This window comes from Actinokineospora lacus, from assembly GCF_053813445.1.
Window position 1 is genome coordinate 80,804 of the sequence record NZ_JBQERA010000011.1, and the last position, 17,215, is coordinate 98,018.

The following is a 17,215-nucleotide window of genomic DNA, read 5'->3' on the forward strand; positions in this document are numbered from 1 at the left end:
GGGAGAGCGCTCTCCGGTCCTGTCCCACTCGCAGGAGATGAACCCATGCGATCCACTCGCTCCCCCCGGCGGGCCCCTGCCCTCGCCGCGGCCGCCGCGCTGCTGGCCGGGCTCGCCGCCACGCTCGGCGCCGCGCCCGCGCACGCGGCCGAGCTGCTGTCCCAGGGCAAGCCCGTCACCGCGTCCTCCGTCGAGGATGTCGGCAAGCCCGCCGCGGCCGCGGTCGACGGCAACCCCAACACCCGCTGGTCCAGCGCCTTCAGCGACCCGCAGTGGCTGCGCGTCGACCTCGGCGCCACCGCCACCGTCGAGCAGGTCGTGCTGCGCTGGGAGGCCGCCTACGCCACCGCGTTCCAGATCCAGCTCTCCGACAACGGCACGGACTGGCGCACCGCCTACAGCACCACGACGTCGGCGGGCGGCGTCCAGACGCTGCCGGTGTCCGGCACCGGCCGCTACGTCCGCGTGCACGGCACCGCCCGGGCCAACGGCTACGGCTACTCCCTGTGGGAGTTCCAGGTGCTGGGCACCATGGGCGGCGGCAACCCCGGCGGGCCGGGCGTCACCAAGGTCACCGGCACCCAGGGCAACTGGCGGCTGACCGTGGACGGGCAGCCGTTCACCGTCAAGGGCCTGACCTGGGGCCCGCCGCTGAACCAGGCCGCCCAGTACATGCCCGACGTGGCGTCGATGGGCGTCAACACCGTGCGCACCTGGGGCACCGACGCCAACTCGCTGCCGCTGCTCGACGCCGCCGCGGCGCACGGCGTCAAGGTGATCAACGGGTTCTGGCTGCAACCCGGCGGCGGACCCGGCAGCGGCGGCTGCGTCAACTACGTCACCGACGCCACGTACAAGAACACCATGCTCAGCGAGATCCAGCGGTGGGTGAACACCTACAAGACCCACCCCGCGGTCCTGATGTGGAACGTCGGCAACGAGTCCGTGCTGGGCCTGCAGAACTGCTACTCCGGCGCGGAACTGGAGACCCAGCGCAACGCCTACACCCGCTACGTCAACGACGCCGCCCGCGCCATCCACGCCATCGACCCCAACCACCCGGTGACCTCCACCGACGCGTGGACCGGCGCCTGGCCGTACTACAAGGCCAACTCCCCGGACCTCGACCTGCTCGCCGTCAACGCCTACAACGACGCGTGCGGAATCCGGCAGCGGTGGATCGATGGCGGCTACACCAAGCCCTACATCGTGACCGAGGCCGGTCCCGCGGGGGAGTGGGAGGTCCCCAACGACGCCAACGGCGTGCCCGCCGAGCCCTCCGACGTGGCCAAGCGCGACGGGTACACCGCGGCGTGGAACTGCGTCGTCGGGCACACCGGCGTCGGCCTGGGCGCCACCCTGTTCCACTACGGGCTGGAGAACGACTTCGGCGGCGTCTGGTTCAACCTGCGCCCCGGCGGCGACAAGCGCCTGTCGTACTACGCGGTCCGGCGTGCCTACAGCGGGCAGACCACCGGCAACCAGCCGCCGGTCATCACCGGGATGCGCCCCAGCCGCACCGCCGACGTCCCCGCGGGCGGGCAGTACACCATCGCCGTCGACGTGACCGACCCCGACGGCGACCCGCTGACCTACGACGTCCGCCACAGCAGCAAGCACATCGACAACAACGGCGCCCTCGTCCCGGCCCAGTTCTCCGGCGCGGGCACCCTGACCGTCACCGCGCCGGGCAGGCTCGGCGTGTGGAAGGTCTACGTCCTGGTCCGCGACGGCCGCGGCAACATCGGCATCGAGAGCAGGTCGGTCCGGGTCGTCCCGCCCCCGGTGGCGGGCACCAACATCGCCCGCGGCAGGCCCACCACGGCCTCGTCCCACCAGCAGGTCGGCGACGGCGCCCCGTTCCCGCCCGCCAACGCCACCGACGGCAACAACGCCACCCGCTGGGCCAGTGACTGGAGCGACCCGCAGTGGCTGCGGGTCGACCTGGGCTCGGTCCAGCCCTTCCAGCACGTCCAGCTGGTCTGGGAGGCCGCCTTCGGCCGCGCCTACCGCGTCGAGGCCTCCGACGACGGCACCACCTGGCGCCAGGTCTACGCCACCACCACCGCCGACGGCGGCGTGGACGACATCCCGGTCACCGGCTCCGGCCGCTACGTCCGGATCACCGGCACCCAGCGCGGCACCGGCTGGGGCTACGCGCTCTACGAGTTCGGCGTCTATCGCCGGTAGCACGACAAAGAGCGGGGAGTGGGCGCGAAAGCCCACTCCCCGCTCTTTTCGTCCGATCAGGACCCGCGCACCCGGCGGATCGTGTCCCGGTACCACACGGCGGAGCGCTTCATCGTGCGCTTCTGGGTCTCGTAGTCCACCCGGATGAGCCCGAAGCGCTTGTCGTAGCCGTAGGACCACTCGAAGTTGTCCAGGAACGACCAGGCGATGTAGCCGCGGACGTCGGCGCCCATCTCCCTGGCGATGGCCACCGCGCCGATGTGGTCGGCGAAGTAGCGCACGCGCTCGGTGTCCTCGACGAAGCCGTCCTCGTCGGGGACGTCGACGAAGGCGGAGCCGTTCTCGGTGATGACCATGGGCAGGTTCGGGTAGTCGTTGCCGAGGCGGACCAGCAGGTCGGTGAAGCCCGCGGCGTCGATCTCCCAGTCCATGTACGTCGTGGGGCGGTCGGGGCGCCGCACCTCGCGGACCACCGGGACGCCGTCGTCGTCGTGGGTGCGGCCCGCCTCGTCCACACCCGAGACGAGGTTGCCGAAGTAGTAGTTCACCCCGAGGACGTCGATCGGCGTGCCGATGATCTCCAGGTCGCCGTCCTCGACCGGGATCGACGCCCCGCGGGCGTCGAAGTCGGCGAGCAGGTCGGCCGGGTAGGCGCCCTTGCGCAGCGGGTCGAGCCACACCCGCACGGCCAGCCCGTCGGCGTGCCGGGCGGCGTCGTGGTCGGGCTCGCTGTCGGTCGCGGGCAGGGTGGTGGCCATGTTCAGCGTGATGCCGATGTCGATCGGCGTCGTCGCCGCCTCCCGCAGCCGCCGCGCGGCCAGGCCGTGGCCGAGCAGCAGGTGGTGGATGGCCTTGGTGGCGTCCGGGAAGTGCTGGCGGCCCGGGGCCTGGCGGCCGATGTGGTAGCCGAGGATGGCCGAGCACCACGGCTCGTTGAGCGTGGTCCAGCTGCGCACCCGGTCCCCGAGCCGGTCGAAGACCAGCGCCGAGTAGTCGGCGAATCGGTAGGCGGTGTCGCGGTTGGGCCAGCCGCCCGCGTCCTCCAGCTCCTGGGGGAGGTCCCAGTGGTACAGCGTCACCCACGGGTCGACGCCCTTGCCGAGCAGCTCGTCGACCAGCCGGTCGTAGAAGCCCAGACCCGCCTCGTTGGCCGGGCCGCGCCCGCCCGGCTGCACCCTCGGCCACGCCACCGAGAACCGGTAGGTGTCCACCCCGAGCTCGGCCAGCAGCGCGACGTCCTCGGGCATCCGGTGGTAGTGGTCGCAGGCGACGTCGCCGTGGTCGTCGTTGTCGACCATGCCGGGGGTGTGGCTGTAGGTGTCCCAGATGGACTTGCCGCGGCCGTCCTCCTCGATCGCCCCCTCGATCTGGTAGGCCGAGGTCGCCACCCCCCACCGGAACGTCGACGGCAGACCCGCGATCGGGTCCACATCCGGTTCCGGTCCCGCCAGTGCGGCAGTGGTGTCCAAGATCGTTCCTCCAGTGTGTGATGGATCGGTCAGGCCGGGGAGTGCAGCCAGCAGGCCACACCCCGGTCGGCGTCGGAGCGCCCGTCCGGGGGTCCGAAGCGGGGGACGAGGTCGGCGCAGGGCTCGAACCGGCGGGGGCAGCGCGGGTGGAAGGCGCAGCCGGTGGGCATGGCGCGCAGGTCCGGCGGGGAGCCGGGGATGCCCGTCAGCTCGCGCTTGGGCCCGCGCAGCGAGGGGAACGACGACAGCAGGCCCACGCTGTAGGGGTGCAGGGCGTCGCGGTGGATGTCCTTGGCCGCCGCGGTCTCCACCACGCGCCCGCCGTACATGATCGCGACGCGGTCGGCGAACTCGACCAGCAGCGACAGGTCGTGGGTGATGAACAGCACCGAGAAGCCGATCCGCTCGCGCAGCGCCACCAGCTGGGTCAGGATCTGGCGCTGCATCACCACGTCCAGCGCGGTGGTCGGCTCGTCGAGCACCACCACCTTGGGCTCCAGCGCCAGCGCCATGGCGATCATGACGCGCTGGCGCATCCCGCCGGAGAGCTGGTGCGGGTAGGCGTCGAGCCGCTCGGCGTTGATGCCGACGAGGGCCAGCAGCTCCCTGGCCCGCGCGCGGCGGGCCGCGGGACGGGTGCGCGGCTCGTGCGCGGCGATCACGTCGCACAGCTGCGCGGCGACGGTGTGCACCGGGTTGAGCGAGTTCATCGCGCCCTGGAACACGATCGCCACCTCGGCCCAGCGGAACGCCCGCAGCTGCCGGGGTCTGAGCGAGAGCACGTCGACCGGCTCGCCGTCGCGCGGGTGGTAGAGCACGCTGCCGCCGCGGATCACCCCGGGCGGGGGCAGCAGCCGCAGCATCCCGTAGGCCAGGGTCGACTTGCCGCTGCCGCTCTCCCCGGCCAGCCCGAGGACCTCGCCGCGGTGCAGGGTCAGGTCGACGTCGCGGACGGCGCTGACTGATTCATCGCCGACGCCGTAGTCCACGGTCAGGCCGCGGATCTCCAGGACGGGCTGCGCGCTCACGGTGACTCCTCCCCGCGCATGACCGGCGTGAAGCCGACCCGCATGCGCACCTTGCGGCCCCGGGCGTCGCGCACGGTGCCGCCACCGCCGCGCAGCCGGGGGTTGACGAACTCGTCGATGCCGAAGTTGAGCAGGGCCAGGGCGGTGCCCAGCAGCGCGATCGCCAGGCCCGCCGGGACGAACCACCACCAGGCGTTCTGGGCCAGCGCCTGCTGGCTCTGCGCCCAGAACAGGATGGTGCCCCAGTTCCACTCCGAGACACCGGTGACGCCGATGAACGCCAGGGTGATCTCGGTGAGGACGGCGAAGACGACCGTGCCGACGAACCCCGCGGCGATGACCGCGCTGAGGTTGGGCAGGATCTCGAACCCGATGATCCGCCAGGTCGGCTCGCCGGTCGCGCGCGCGGCCTCGACGTAGTCGCGCCGCCGCAGCGACAGCGTCTGCGCGCGCAGCACCCGCGCGCCCCACGCCCACGCGGTGAACCCGATGAGCAGCGCGACGGTCAGGTCGGTGGTCTCGGGCAGGATCGACGCCACGATGATGATCAGCGGCAGCGCCGGGATCACCAGGAACACGTTGGACAGCGCCGAGAGCCCTTCGGCCGCCGGTCCGGCGAGGTACCCGGAGGTGACCCCGACCAGCACCGCCAGCACGGTCGCCACGATGCCCGCGACCAGCCCGACGAGCAGCACGCCGCGGGTGCCGACCAGGACCTGGCTGAAGATGTCCTGGCCGAGGTGGGTCGTGCCGAACCAGTGCGCGCCGGAAGGGCCCATCAGCAGGTCGCTGCTGCGCGCGGACGGGTCGTAGGGCGCGATCCACGGCCCGATCACGGCCAGGACGCCGAAGGCGCTGAAGATGACCAGGCCGGTGCTGGACTTCCAGCCGCTGAGGAACCGGAACCGCCTGCGGCGCCGGGTCACGACGGGCGCCGCGACCGGTGTGGCGTCGGCTGTGGTGACGGCCATCAGCCCTCCCTCCTGGTTCGTGGGTCGAGCGCGAGGTAGGCGACGTCGGCGAGCAGGTTGGCCACCAGCACCGACAGCGTGATGACGAGGAAGATCCCCTGCAGCAGCGGGTAGTCCTTCGCGCCGACGGCCTGGAACAGCTGGAACCCGACGCCGGGGTAGGAGAAGACGATCTCCACGAGCAGGGTGCCGCCGACGATGAGGCCCAGCGACAGCGCGAAGCCGGACACGCTGGGCAGCAGGGCGTTGCGGGCGGCGTAGGAGAACATCACCCGCCGCTCGGACAGGCCCTTGGCGTGCGCGACGGTGACGTAGTCCTCGGCGGAGACGGTCACCATCATGTTGCGCATTCCCAGCACCCAGCCGCTCATCGACGAGATGAGGATGGTGATGGCGGGCAGCAGGCTGTGCTCGACCGCGCTGGTGATGAAGGCCCAGTCCCACGACGGCGTGACGCCGGGATCGAACCCGCCGGAGGCGGGGAACGCCCCGCCCGGCCCGGCGAACAGCGCGATGGCGATGAGCCCGAGCCAGAAGTACGGGATGGCCGAGAGGAACGTGGTCACCGGCAGCGCCAGGTCCGCCCACGTGCCCCGCCGCCAGCCCGCGACCATGCCCAGCGCGGTGCCGAGCAGGAAGCTGACGACGGTGGTGACGCCGACCAGCAGCAGGGTCCACGGCAGGCTGTCGGTGAGCACGTCCAGCACCGGGGTGGGGAAGAAGCTGAACGACAGGCCGAGGTCGCCGCTGAGCAGGTTGCCCCAGTAGTCGCCGTACTGCGACAGCAGCGACTCGTCCTGGTCCAGCCCGAACAGCACGTAGAGCGACTGCGTGGCCTCGGTGCTGACCCGGCCCTGGGTGCGGTTGATCAGCGCCTGCACCGGGTCGCCGGGCATCATCCTCGGCACGAAGAAGTTGATCGTGACCGCGGCCCAGGCGGTGAACAGGTAGAAGGCGATCCGCTTGAGGAGGTAGTTCACCGCGCGTCCTCCCGGTCGAACAGCCAGCACGCCGCCCAGTGCCCCGGCACGTCGCCCACGTCGAGGGGGACCGGGGTGTCGGTGGAGCAGCGCGCCATGGCGTGCGGGCAGCGCGGGTGGAACCGGCAGCCCGACGGCGGGTCGAGCAGGCTCGGCGGCTCGCCCCGCCCGCCCTGGCCGCCGTCGGCGAGCCGGTCGGGGTCGGGCGCGGAGTCGATGAGCAGCTGGGTGTAGGGGTGCGCGGCGTTCTGGGTGACGGTCTCGGCGTCGCCGCCCTCGACCACCCGGCCCGCGTACATCACCTGGACGTCGTCGGCGAAGTAGCGCGCCGAGGCGATGTCGTGGGTGATGTAGAGGATGGCCAGGTTGAGCCGGGTTCGCAGGTCCCGCAGCAGGTTCAGCACGCCGAGCCGGATGGAGACGTCCAACATGGACACCGGCTCGTCGGCCAGCAGCGCCTCGGGGTCGGCGGCCAGGGCGCGGGCGATGGCCACCCGCTGGCGCTGGCCGCCGGAGAGCTCGTGCGGGAACTTCGGCAGGTAGCGCTCCGGCGGGGTCAGCTGCACCCGGGTGAGCAGTTCGGCCAGTTCCCCGGCCGACCCCTTGCGCCCGTGCACCTTCAGCGCGCGCGTGAGGTGGTACTCGATGGTGTGCACCGGGTTGAGGGAGGAGAACGGGTCCTGGAAGACCATCTGGACCCGCCTGCAGTACGCCCGGAAGCGCCTGCCGCCGTGCACGGCGACCGGCTTGCCGTGCAGCCGGATCTCCCCGGCGGTGTGCGGGTAGAGCTGCGCGAGCAGCCGGGCCACCGTGGACTTGCCCGAGCCGGACTCACCGACCATGGCGGTGACCTTCCCGCGGCGCAGGACCAGGTCGACGCCGTCGACGGCGTGCACCACGCGTCGCGTGCCCCTGAGCAGGTCGCGGCCCGTGCGGCGCACCGGGAAGTGCTTGGCGAGGCCCGCCGCCTCCAGCACGATGTCGGAGGCGGCGGGGTCGTCTGTCGTCGTCATGGCTAGGCGGGCCGCAGGTGCAGCACGATGTCGAGGGAGTTGTGCAGGGTGGGCTGGGCCGGGGCGTACTGGTCGTCGGCGCTGGGCCAGCCGGTCCAGTTCTTGCTGCTGAACGCCCCGCCCGCGTTGGCGGCGCCGGTCGGGATGATCGGCATCTGCTCGACCATGATCCGCTGGAGCTCGTCCATCGCCGCGGTGCGGGCGGACTCGTCCTCCGCGGTGGCGTACGCCTTCAGCGCGGCGGTGGCCTTGTCGTTCTTGAACCGGCCCCAGTTGCCGTTGACGCCGCCGGTGCCGACCGGCTTGTAGAGCGCTCCGTCCATCATGGACGCGTACAGGTCGTACGGGGTCGCGCCGGAGTTGGTCCAGTGCATGGCGCCCTCGAACTGCCCGGTGTCGACGTTCTCGGTCCAGGTGTCGGCGTTGGCCTTGTCCACGGTGACCGCGATGCCGATCTGGGACAGGTTGTCCTTGAGGATCTCCAGCGTGGTGATGTAGTCGGACCAGCCGGACGGGTTCGACAGGGTGATCTTCACCGGCTTGCCCGCCGGGTCCTTCAGGGTGGTGCCGTCGAGGGTGAAGCCCGCCGCGGTCAGCTCGCTCTTGGCGGCGTCGACGTCGACGGCGAAGTTCTTGCCCTTGAACTCCTCGGCGATGAACTCCTCACCGGCCGGGGTCGGGATGCCGGTGACGTTCTCCAGCTTGGGGTAGAAGTACCCCGCCTCGGCCTGCATGAAGATGTCCTCGCGGTTGACCACCTTGCTCATCGCCCTGCGCAGCGCCGGGTTGTCGAAGGGCTTGAGCTCGGTGTTGAGGAACAGGCCGTGGACCGCCAGCGTCGGCGGGAACCAGATCTTGTGGTTCGCCGGGTCCTTGTCGACGAAGACGGCCTTGTAGTTCGGGATGAAGACGAAGCTCCACTCCGACGAGCCGTTGGCCAGCGCGGTGGTCTGGGAGTTGTTGTCGTTGTAGGAGGTGTAGCGCAGTTCCTTGACCTTCGGCAGGTCCTGCCAGTAGCTCTCGCGCAGGGTCAGCGTCGTCGTCTGCGGGGTGAACGTCTTGAGCTGGTAGGGGCCCGTGCCGACCGGGGTCTTGTTGGTCTCGGTCGCCGGGTCGGCGAACGTGGACCAGATGTGCTCGGGCACCACGACCTGGCGCAGGATCTTCACCTGGTTGACGAACTGCGGGGTGTCGAAGGTCAGGGTGACCTTGGCGCCCTCGGCGGTGGCGGACGTGAACGGGATGGCGTTGATGTTCAGCGCCGGGGTGTCCTTGAGCAGGGTGAAGGTGTAGGCGACGTCCTTGGCGGTCATCGCGGTGCCGTCGGACCACTTCACGCCGTCGCGCACGGTCAGGGTGAGGGTCTTGTAGTTGTCGGCCCACTCCCACTCGGTGGCCAGCCAGGGCTTGCCGTCCTCGGCGGGCTTGACCTCGTTGGTCATCACCAGTGGCTCGTAGATCATGAAGCGGTAGCCGAGCGAGGACGCCGCGGACGAGGTCAGCAGCGGGTTGTGGTTCTCCGTCTGCGGTCCGTTGGGCATGCCGACGTTCAGTACGGCCTGGGGGTTGCCCTGCTCGGCTGGGGCGCCGCCGCCACAGGCGGTCAGGGTCAGTAAGGCTGCGATGACGAGTGCGACGGGACGTCGGACGCGCATCTGTCCTCCTCGACAGTGGGGAGCTTCTCGAAGGGAGCGGGCTGTTGGGGGCTGAGTCAAGCCCTGTGCGCCGACTGAGGTCAATAACACGCAGGTAACGAATTTAGTCTTAGTTTAAGTCTCGAAATATGGGTACGATCGGCTCCGCGTCCCCGGAAGTAGAGTGACAGCGGCCTGATCGAGCGGGCCGGGGAGAGAGCACATGGAGCCCAAGCGCGCCACCGTCCGCGACCTGCGGCGGCGCAACCGGTCGGCGCTGCTGACCACGCTGTTCTTCGACGGCCCGCTCAGCAGGCAGGCGCTGGGCGGGCGGACCGGGCTCTCCGGGGCCACCGTCAGCACGCTGACCGGCGAACTCGTCGAGGAGCGCCTGGTGGTCGAGGCGGGCCAGGTCGAGTCCGACGGCGGCCGCCCCCGCGTGCTGCTGCGGGTCGACCCGCACTACGGCGCGGTCGTGGGCGTCGACGTCGGGGAGACCGGGGTGAAGGTCGAGCTGTTCGACCTCGCCCTGCAGCGGCTGTCCGCGGTGGACCTCCCGCTGCCCTCGGCGCACCCCGCGCCGTCGCAGGTCGTGGACCTGGTGGTGCTCGGGCTGACCGCCGTGACCGCCGAGGCGGGGGTGGCCCCGGAGTCGGTGCTCGGGGTGGGGATCGGCGTGCCGGGCACCGTGGAGCAGACCGAGGTGGTCCGGGTGCACGCCCAGACCATCGGCTGGGACGCTGTCCCGCTGGCCGACCTGCTGCGCGCCGCCGGGGTCACCGTGCCGCTGTACGTGGAGAACGGCGCCAAGACCCTCGGGCAGGCCGAGATGTGGTTCGGCGCGGGGCGCGGCGCCGGGCACGTGGTGGTCGCGCTGATCGGGTCCGGGGTCGGCGCCACCGTTGTGACCGACGGGGTGACCTATCGCGGGGCGACCAGCAGCGCGGGGGAGTGGGGGCACACCACCCTGATCTACAACGACCGCCTCTGCCGCTGCGGCGCCCGCGGCTGTCTGGAGGCCTACGTGGGCGCGGAGGGCATTTTGGACCGCTACCGCCGCGCCCGCGGCGGGAAGTCGATCCCCCGCCCGGACGAGCAGTCCCAACTGGACTTCCTGCTCTCCGCGGCCGAGCGGCCGGGCGCCGCTGCCCGCGTGGTGGCGGAGACCGTCGGCTACCTCGGGGCGGGCATCGCCAACCTGGTCAACCTGTTCAACCCCGAGCGCATCGTGCTCGGCGGCTGGGCGGGCCTGGCCCTCGGCGCCCGGCTGCTCCCGGAGATCCGCTCCGCCACCGCCGCCAACGCCCTGCGCCACCCGTTCGACCAGACCTCCATCGAGCTGTGCCGCCTCGGCCCGGACGCCGTGGCCGTCGGCGCCGCGACCCTCCCGGTCGCCGACCTCCTGCACGAGGGCGCCGACCCCGTCCGTGCGCCCCGCCCGGTCGGCCGCGCGGGCTGATCCTTGACAGCCAGGGCCGCCGGGCTCGACGCTGAGACGGTGAGAGAGCGCTCTCCCGATGATCGGGACGACGAGATCGCCCGGCTGGCCGACAAGCTCGACCTGCCCGCGAAAGTGGCGTTGCTGACCGGCGCGACCGTCTGGTCGTCGCGGGCGGCGCCGGAGGTCGGGCTGCCGTCCCTGGTGTTCTCCGACGGACCGGCGGGGGTTCGCGGGCCGGACTGGGACGAGCGGCGCACCTCGCTCACCCTGCCGTCGCCGACCGCCGTGGCCGCCGCGTGGGACCTGGACCTGGCCCGGGAGCTGGGGGAGCTGCTGGCCGAGGAGGCCCGGGCCCGCGGGGTGGCCGTGGTGCTGGCCCCGACGCTGAACCTGCACCGCTCGCCGCTGGGCGGCAGGCACTTCGAGTGCTTCAGCGAGGACCCGCTGCTCACCGCCCAGCTCGGCGCGGCGATGGTGGCGGGCATCCAGTCCCGCGGGGTGGCCGCCACCGCCAAGCACTACGTCGCCAACGACGCCGAGACCGAGCGCCTCACCGTCGACGTCCGCGTCGACGAGCGCACCCTGCGCGAGGTCTACCTGGCCCCGTTCGAGGCCGCGGTGCGGGCTGGGGTGTGGGTGGTGATGTCGGCCTACGGCGGCGTCAACGGCGCGACCATGACCGAGAACCCGCTGCTGGAGACCCCGCTGAAGACCGAATGGGGCTTCACCGGCCTGGTCCTGTCCGACTGGGGCGCCGTCCGCTCCACCGCACCTGCGGCGTGCTCGGGCCAGGACCTGGCGATGCCGGGCCCGGACGGCCCGTGGGGCGCGGCCCTGGTGGCCGCGGTCGAGGCGGGCGAGGTGCCGGAGCCCGCGGTGACGGACAAGGTCCACCGCCTCCTGCGCCTGGCGAGACGGGTGTGGCCGAGCCACCTGGGGCCCGAGACACCTCACGCGGACACCGGCGAACCCAACCAGCCGACCCAGAGCGGCCCGCAAGGCGCGTCTGAGGCGGCGGGGGAGGGATGGCCTGGGGCACAGGGGGTGGGTGGTGCTGTGGGGATCGATGCGGTTGTGGGGGAGGAACTGGTGGGCGGGGAGGGGGCTGGGGCGCATCGGGAGGTGGGGCGGTTGTTGTTGCGGCGGGCGGTGGCGGCGGGGTCGGTGCTCTTGCGCAACGACGGGTTGCTTCCGCTTGCCGGGGTGGGTCGGCTCGCGGTGGTGGGGCCGGGTGCGGTGGGGGTGCGGGTGCAGGGTGGGGGGAGTGCGGGGGTGTACCCCGAGCGGGTGGTCACCCCGTTGGCGGGGATCGTCGCGGGGTTCGCGGGGGAGGTCCGGCACGCCGTTGGCTGCCGTGTCGGGGAGCGGCCCACGGCGGTGGACTTCGGGTGTGATCCGGAGTCCGGGGCGTCGGGGGTGCGGGTTCGGGCGCTCTCGTCCGAGGGGGCGGTGCTGGTGTCCGAGCACCGGCTGACCGGGTGGCTGCCGGAGCCCGCCGTGGTGCCTGACGCGGTGGCGGTGGAGGTCGAGGCGGTGCTGCGGCCCGCTGTCGGGGGGCGGTGGCGGCTGGCGGTGGCGGGCTGGGGCGCGGTGCGGCTGGCGGTGGACGGGCGGGTCGTGTTGTCCGACGTGGTGGAGCGCGACACCGACGACCCGGCCACGGTGCACTTGTCGCCGCCGTACCGGTGCGTCGACGTGGCGCTGGAGGCGGGGGTGGACGTGCGGGTCACCGCGACGCGGGCGCTGGGGCCCGGCGACGGGCGGGCCGTCGTGCTGGCCGCCGACGCGCCCCGGGCCGACGACGACGCGCTGATCGCCGAGGCGGCCCGGGTCGCGGGCGAGTGCGACGCCGTTGTCGTCGTGGTGGGCACCACCGAGGAGGCCGAGGGCGAGGGCGTCGACCGGGTCTCGCTCGCCCTGCCCGGACGGCAGGACGACCTGGTGCGCGCCGTCGCCGCGGCCAACCCCCGGGTCGCCGTGGTCGTGAACTCCGGCGGGCCGGTGCTGCTGCCCTGGCGGGACGAGGTCGCCGCGGTGCTCCTGGCCTGGTTCCCCGGCCAGGAGGCCGGGCACGGGCTGGCCGACGTGCTCCTCGGCGCGGTCGAGCCCGGCGGCAGGCTGCCGACGACCTGGCCCGCCCACCAGGCGGACGTGCCCGTCCTGGACACGACCCCGGTCGACGGCGCCCTGGTCTACGCCGAGGGCACCGACATCGGCTACCGCGCCTGGGCGGCGGCGGGCCGGACCCCGGCGTACTGGTTCGGCCACGGCCTCGGGTACACGACCTGGGAATGCCGGTCGGTCTCCCTCGCCGACGGCGGTGTGCGGGTCGACCTGCGGAACACGGGCGCCCGGGAGGGCAGGCACGTCGTCCAGCTCTACGCCGCGGGCCCCGGCGAGACCCGGCGGCTGGCCGGGCACGCCGCAGTGACCGCGGGCCCGGGGGAGACCGCGACCGCGGTGGTCCCGGTGGCGGGCCAGCGGCGGTGGACGGCCCGAGGCTGGCGGCCGGTCCCCGGACCGGTCACGGTGACCGCCGGGCCGTCCGCGGGTGAGGTGTGGGGCGAGGTCACGCTGCCCGACTCCTGGCCGGGCCCGTGAGAGAGCGCTCTCCGGTCAGTATCATCGCGCGCATGACCGTCGAGCGCGCGCGCATGCCCACCCTGGAGGACGTGGCCAGGGCCGCGGGCGTGTCCCGGGCGACCGTCTCGCGGGTGATCAACGGGGTCCGCAACGTCGACGCCGACATCCAGAAGGCCGTCCGGGACGCCGTCGCCGCCACCGGCTACGCCCCCAACCGCGCCGCCCGCTCACTGGTGACCCGCCGCACGGGCACGGTCGCGCTCGTCGTCTGCGGCGCGGGCGAGGGGCCGGTGTTCGCCGACCCGTTCTTCGGCCGGGTCACCGACGGCGTCGTCGGGCACCTGCGCGGGCGGGGCACCCACCCGCTGCTGATGCTCGCCGACAGCGCCGACGCCCACCGCGACGTGGTGAACCACCTGCGCCAAGGCGACGCCGACGGCGCCCTGCTGGTCTCCACCCACGCCGAGGACACCCTCGCCGCCGACCTCGTCGCCGCGGGCGTGCCCGCCGTGCGGTTCGCCCGCCCGGCGCGCCCCCTCCCGATCAGCTACGTCGACCTCGCGCACACCGCGGGCGGCGCCCTGGCCGCCGAGCACCTCCTGGCCCGGGGCAGGCGCCGCGTCGCGACCATCTGCGGGCCCCTGGACGTCCCCGCGGGCCAGGACCGCCTCACCGGCTTCCGCGACGGCATGGCCCGCGGCGGCCACCCCTACATCCCCATCGCCGAGGGCAACTTCACCTTCGACAGCGGCGAGGCCGCCATGACCCGCCTGCTCGCCGAGCACCCCGACCTCGACGGGGTCTTCGCCGCGAACGACCTGATGGCCCAGGGCGCCTTGCTCGCCCTGGGCCACCACGGCCGCTCGGTGCCCGGCGACGTCTCCGTCGTCGGCTTCGACGACAGCGGCGCCGCCCGCTCCGCCCGGCCGACCCTGAGCACGGTCCGGCAGCCGGTGGAGGACATGGCCGCGGAGATGGCCCGCCTCCTGCTGGAGCACATCGACGATCCCGGTCAGCGCCCCACCTCGGTCATCTTCGACCCGACCCTGGTGGTGCGCGCTTCCTCATAGGACCAGCTGTGAAGCACGGGCGGGCCCGGGGTTCGGCGTACCCGGGCCCACCCGTGGTCTTAGGGGTAGGACGGCACGTAGGCCTGCTGGGTGGCCATGTTCACCGTGCCGCCGGTGTTGTTGATGACGCGGTTGATGGTGCCCACGCCGCCGAGGGAAACCGTGACCAGGCTGCGGAAGCGCACCCCCGGGCGGTTCGGGACCTCGAAGCCGCGGGCCGCGGTGACCGCGGGGTTGACGTTGAAGAAGCAGTACACGCCCATCCCCACGCCCTCGTGGTCGGTGACGGCGTCGTTCACCTTGTACGAGGCCCAGCCGAGGTTGCCCCCGCCGGAGGACCACGCCGCGTTGCTCGGCGGGTCGTAGGGCATCTCGTTCTGGTAGAAGAACGTCTTGCCGCGCTCGCCGTTCCAGATCGTGTTGTACTCCTGGTAGTGCTCGACGAACAGCCCGTGCATCGTCACGTCGTCGCCGTTGACCACCAGGCCGTTCGCGGCGGTGTTGACCGTCCAGCCGATGCCCGCGCCGTGGTCGCCGCGCCAGAGCCACATGTGGTCGCCGATGACGTCGTCGCTGTTCACCAGCAGGCTGACCGTCGCCTTGCCCGCGTGCGCCCCGCCGATGCGGAAGAACACGTCGTGCAGCGACGTCGGGTTGGCGGCGTGGTCGGCCGAGGAGCCCGCGGGGCCGACCTCGATCAGCGACGGGGAGTTGACCGCGCCCGCGTCCACCAGGAACCCGGCCAGCTTCACGCCGTCCACATCGGCCACCCGCACCGCGGGCCTGCCGGTCTCCGGGATCAGCGTCGCCAGGCCGAGGCCCAGCAGGACGGTGTTCGGGTTGGTGACGTTGATGCTGTCGTTGAGGCGGTAGACGCCCGGGGTGAACAGGATGTGCTTGCCCTGCGCCAGCGCGGCGTTGATCGTCGACACCGGCGATGACGGCTTGGCCACGTAGAACTGGCTCAGCGAGATGGACTGGCCCGCCGGGTTGCCCGAGCCCCAGCTCGTGCCCACGCTGTTGGTGCGCAGCGCCGGGACGAACACGTTGTAGTTGCCCGAGGCGTCGAAGTACAGGAACGGCTTCTCCCGCATCTTCGGCGTCTGGGGGACCACCGTGTGCGAGGGGTTCGGGAAGTTGTTGGCGGGCGCGCCGGTGGTGCCGGTGAACATCATGTTCCACACCGAGCCCGCCCAGCCGCCCGCCAGCTCGCTGTTGCGGGTCAGGAACTGCTGCTGCGAGCCGGAGACGGTCAGCCCGTCGATCCGGGAGTCGGCGATCAGACCGCCGGAGGCCCAGCCGTCACCGCCGTTCCACAGCTGGATCTGGCTGCCGCGCAGGTGCATCCGGCGGTACGGCGCCGCCTGCGAGACCGCCCACCGCTCGACCTGGCCCGCGGGCAGGGTGACGGCCATGTTCTCGGCCGTGCGCCAGAAGTTCTGCGTGGCGTTGCCCTTGTTGTCGGGGTTGTCGCCCTGCTGCAGCCAGTCGGCCTCGACGCGGACGTGGCCGTTGATGTTGACCTCGCCCGGGAGGCGGCCCAGCCCGGCGACCTGGGTGTAGAAGCGCAGGTCGATGTCGGCGGTGTAGTTGCCCGGCTTGAACAGCACCGCGTGGCGCTCGGTGCCGAACTGGTTGGTCTTCATCTGCGCGGCGATGGCGTTGACCCTGGACTGGATCTCGGCCTGGGGGGTCGACGGGCTGAAGACGTAGGTGTTCGGGCCTAGGTCCGGGTTGCGCGGGTCGGTCGGCGGGACCGGGTCGGTCGGGCCGCTCGTCCCGCTGTACACGCGCGCCTCCCAGAGCGAGTAGCCGTAGCCGGTGGCCCGCTGGGTCCCGTACACCCGCAGGTACCGGCCGGTGCCGCTGACGTTCAGCGTCTGCGTGCCGCCGGTGCCCGCGGCGGTCGAGTACAGCGTGGTCCAGCCGTCGACGCCGTTGGCCGAGACCTGGACCTGGAACGCGCGGGCGTAGGCGCCCTCCCACTGCAGGACGACCTGGCAGATGGACTGGCTGCTGCCGAGGTCGACGCGCAGCCACTGGGGGTCGCTGAACGCGCTGGCCCAGCGGGTGCCCGCGTTGCCGTCGACCGCGGCGCTCGCCGGGGTCCCGGCGTTCTCCTGCGACGAGGCGGTGGCGGGCTTGCCCTGGGCGACGTTGGTCGTGCCGCAGGCGGCCGCGGCGCCCTCGCCGATCACCTGGAACTCCCAGAGGGAGTAGCCGTAGGTGGTGGTGCGGGTGGTGCCGTACATCCGGACGTAGCGGCCGGTGCCGCTGACGTTCAGCGTCTGCGTGCCGCCGGCGCCGTCGACGGTGGAGTGGATGGTGGTCCAGGCGGCGCCGTCGGGGGAGACCTGGATCTGGAAGGCGCGCGCGGCGGCGGCTTCCCAGCGCAGCACGACCTGGGTGATGGCGGACGTGGCGCCGAGGTCGACCCGCAGCCACTGCGGGTCGGCGGCGGTGCTGGCCCAGCGGGTGCTCGGGTTGCCGTCCACCGCGGCGGCGGCGTTGAGGTCGACGTTCTCGGCGGAGGAGGCGGTGGCGGGCTTGCCCTGGGACAGCAGGGTGGGCGCGGCCTGCGCCGGGACGGCGGTGAGGGCGGTGACGGAGCTGAGTGCCACAGCGGTGACCGCGAGCAGCGCGCGCCAGCGGCGGGGACGGGATCGCACAGGGTGGGGTGTCATGGTCCTGCCTGTCGGGAGTGGGACGACGGGGCTGGGACGAACAGGTCAGCCGGGTTCCGGGGATGTGGCTGGTTCCCGCTCCGGAACCGGTGCCGGAACCGGTTCCGGAGCGGTTGGGTTGGATTTAACTGAGCTGAAACGCCCACGTCAAG

The 17,215-nt window shown here is 72.5% G+C and carries 11 protein-coding genes; 4 read left to right on the plus strand and 7 right to left on the minus strand.

The genetic code is table 11. The features are described 5' to 3' along the window. The first annotated feature begins 45 nt into the window (after positions 1 to 45). A complete protein-coding gene (locus ACTG9Q_RS25170; protein WP_455575361.1) occupies positions 46 to 2,190 on the plus strand; it encodes a discoidin domain-containing protein in 2,145 nt (714 codons plus the stop codon). 56 nt (positions 2,191 to 2,246) lie between these two features. Here ACTG9Q_RS25170 and ACTG9Q_RS25175 read toward each other — a convergent pair whose 3' ends face one another. The 6 genes from ACTG9Q_RS25175 to ACTG9Q_RS25200 are packed head-to-tail and all read right to left on the minus strand — an operon-like array spanning position 2,247 to position 9,306. Then, positions 2,247 to 3,662, minus strand: coding sequence for a GH1 family beta-glucosidase (locus tag ACTG9Q_RS25175; protein ID WP_455575527.1), 1,416 nt, complete (start codon positions 3,660 to 3,662; stop codon positions 2,247 to 2,249). A gap of 26 nt (positions 3,663 to 3,688) precedes the next feature. Next, the gene (locus ACTG9Q_RS25180; RefSeq protein ID WP_455575362.1) at positions 3,689 to 4,687 is read right to left on the minus strand and encodes an ABC transporter ATP-binding protein; all 999 of its coding nucleotides are present in this window, start codon (positions 4,685 to 4,687) and stop codon (positions 3,689 to 3,691) included. Beyond that, the gene (locus tag ACTG9Q_RS25185) at positions 4,684 to 5,658 is read right to left on the minus strand and encodes an ABC transporter permease (protein ID WP_455575363.1); all 975 of its coding nucleotides are present in this window, start codon (positions 5,656 to 5,658) and stop codon (positions 4,684 to 4,686) included. Before ACTG9Q_RS25185 ends, ACTG9Q_RS25180 begins: the two co-directional genes overlap by 4 nt. Continuing rightward, on the minus strand, positions 5,658 to 6,638 hold the full coding sequence (locus tag ACTG9Q_RS25190; protein WP_455575364.1) for an ABC transporter permease: 981 nt from the start codon (positions 6,636 to 6,638) through the stop codon (positions 5,658 to 5,660). Before ACTG9Q_RS25190 ends, ACTG9Q_RS25185 begins: the two co-directional genes overlap by 1 nt. Further along, entirely contained in the window at positions 6,635 to 7,651 is a 1,017-nt protein-coding gene (locus ACTG9Q_RS25195) for an ABC transporter ATP-binding protein (protein ID WP_455575365.1), read from the minus strand. Before ACTG9Q_RS25195 ends, ACTG9Q_RS25190 begins: the two co-directional genes overlap by 4 nt. Before the next feature lie 2 nt (positions 7,652 to 7,653). Next, positions 7,654 to 9,306 (minus strand): ABC transporter substrate-binding protein, encoded by a 1,653-nt coding sequence (locus ACTG9Q_RS25200; protein ID WP_455575366.1) that lies wholly within the window; start codon positions 9,304 to 9,306, stop codon positions 7,654 to 7,656. A 202-nt stretch (positions 9,307 to 9,508) separates the two neighbouring features. On the opposite strand from ACTG9Q_RS25200, the gene ACTG9Q_RS25205 reads away from it, so the two are divergent. The 3 genes from ACTG9Q_RS25205 to ACTG9Q_RS25215 are packed head-to-tail and all read left to right on the plus strand — an operon-like array spanning position 9,509 to position 14,379. Further along, positions 9,509 to 10,744 (plus strand): ROK family transcriptional regulator, encoded by a 1,236-nt coding sequence (locus ACTG9Q_RS25205; protein WP_455575367.1) that lies wholly within the window; start codon positions 9,509 to 9,511, stop codon positions 10,742 to 10,744. Positions 10,745 to 10,783: 39 nt separating this feature from the next. After that, positions 10,784 to 13,327, plus strand: a complete 2,544-nt coding sequence (locus ACTG9Q_RS25210) for a glycoside hydrolase family 3 C-terminal domain-containing protein (protein ID WP_455575368.1) — start codon at positions 10,784 to 10,786, stop codon at positions 13,325 to 13,327. 32 nt (positions 13,328 to 13,359) lie between these two features. Then, positions 13,360 to 14,379, plus strand: coding sequence for a LacI family DNA-binding transcriptional regulator (locus tag ACTG9Q_RS25215; protein ID WP_455575369.1), 1,020 nt, complete (start codon positions 13,360 to 13,362; stop codon positions 14,377 to 14,379). A 59-nt stretch (positions 14,380 to 14,438) separates the two neighbouring features. Here ACTG9Q_RS25215 and ACTG9Q_RS25220 read toward each other — a convergent pair whose 3' ends face one another. Further along, on the minus strand, positions 14,439 to 17,018 hold the full coding sequence (locus ACTG9Q_RS25220) for a discoidin domain-containing protein (protein WP_455575528.1): 2,580 nt from the start codon (positions 17,016 to 17,018) through the stop codon (positions 14,439 to 14,441). Positions 17,019 to 17,215 lie beyond the last annotated feature (197 nt).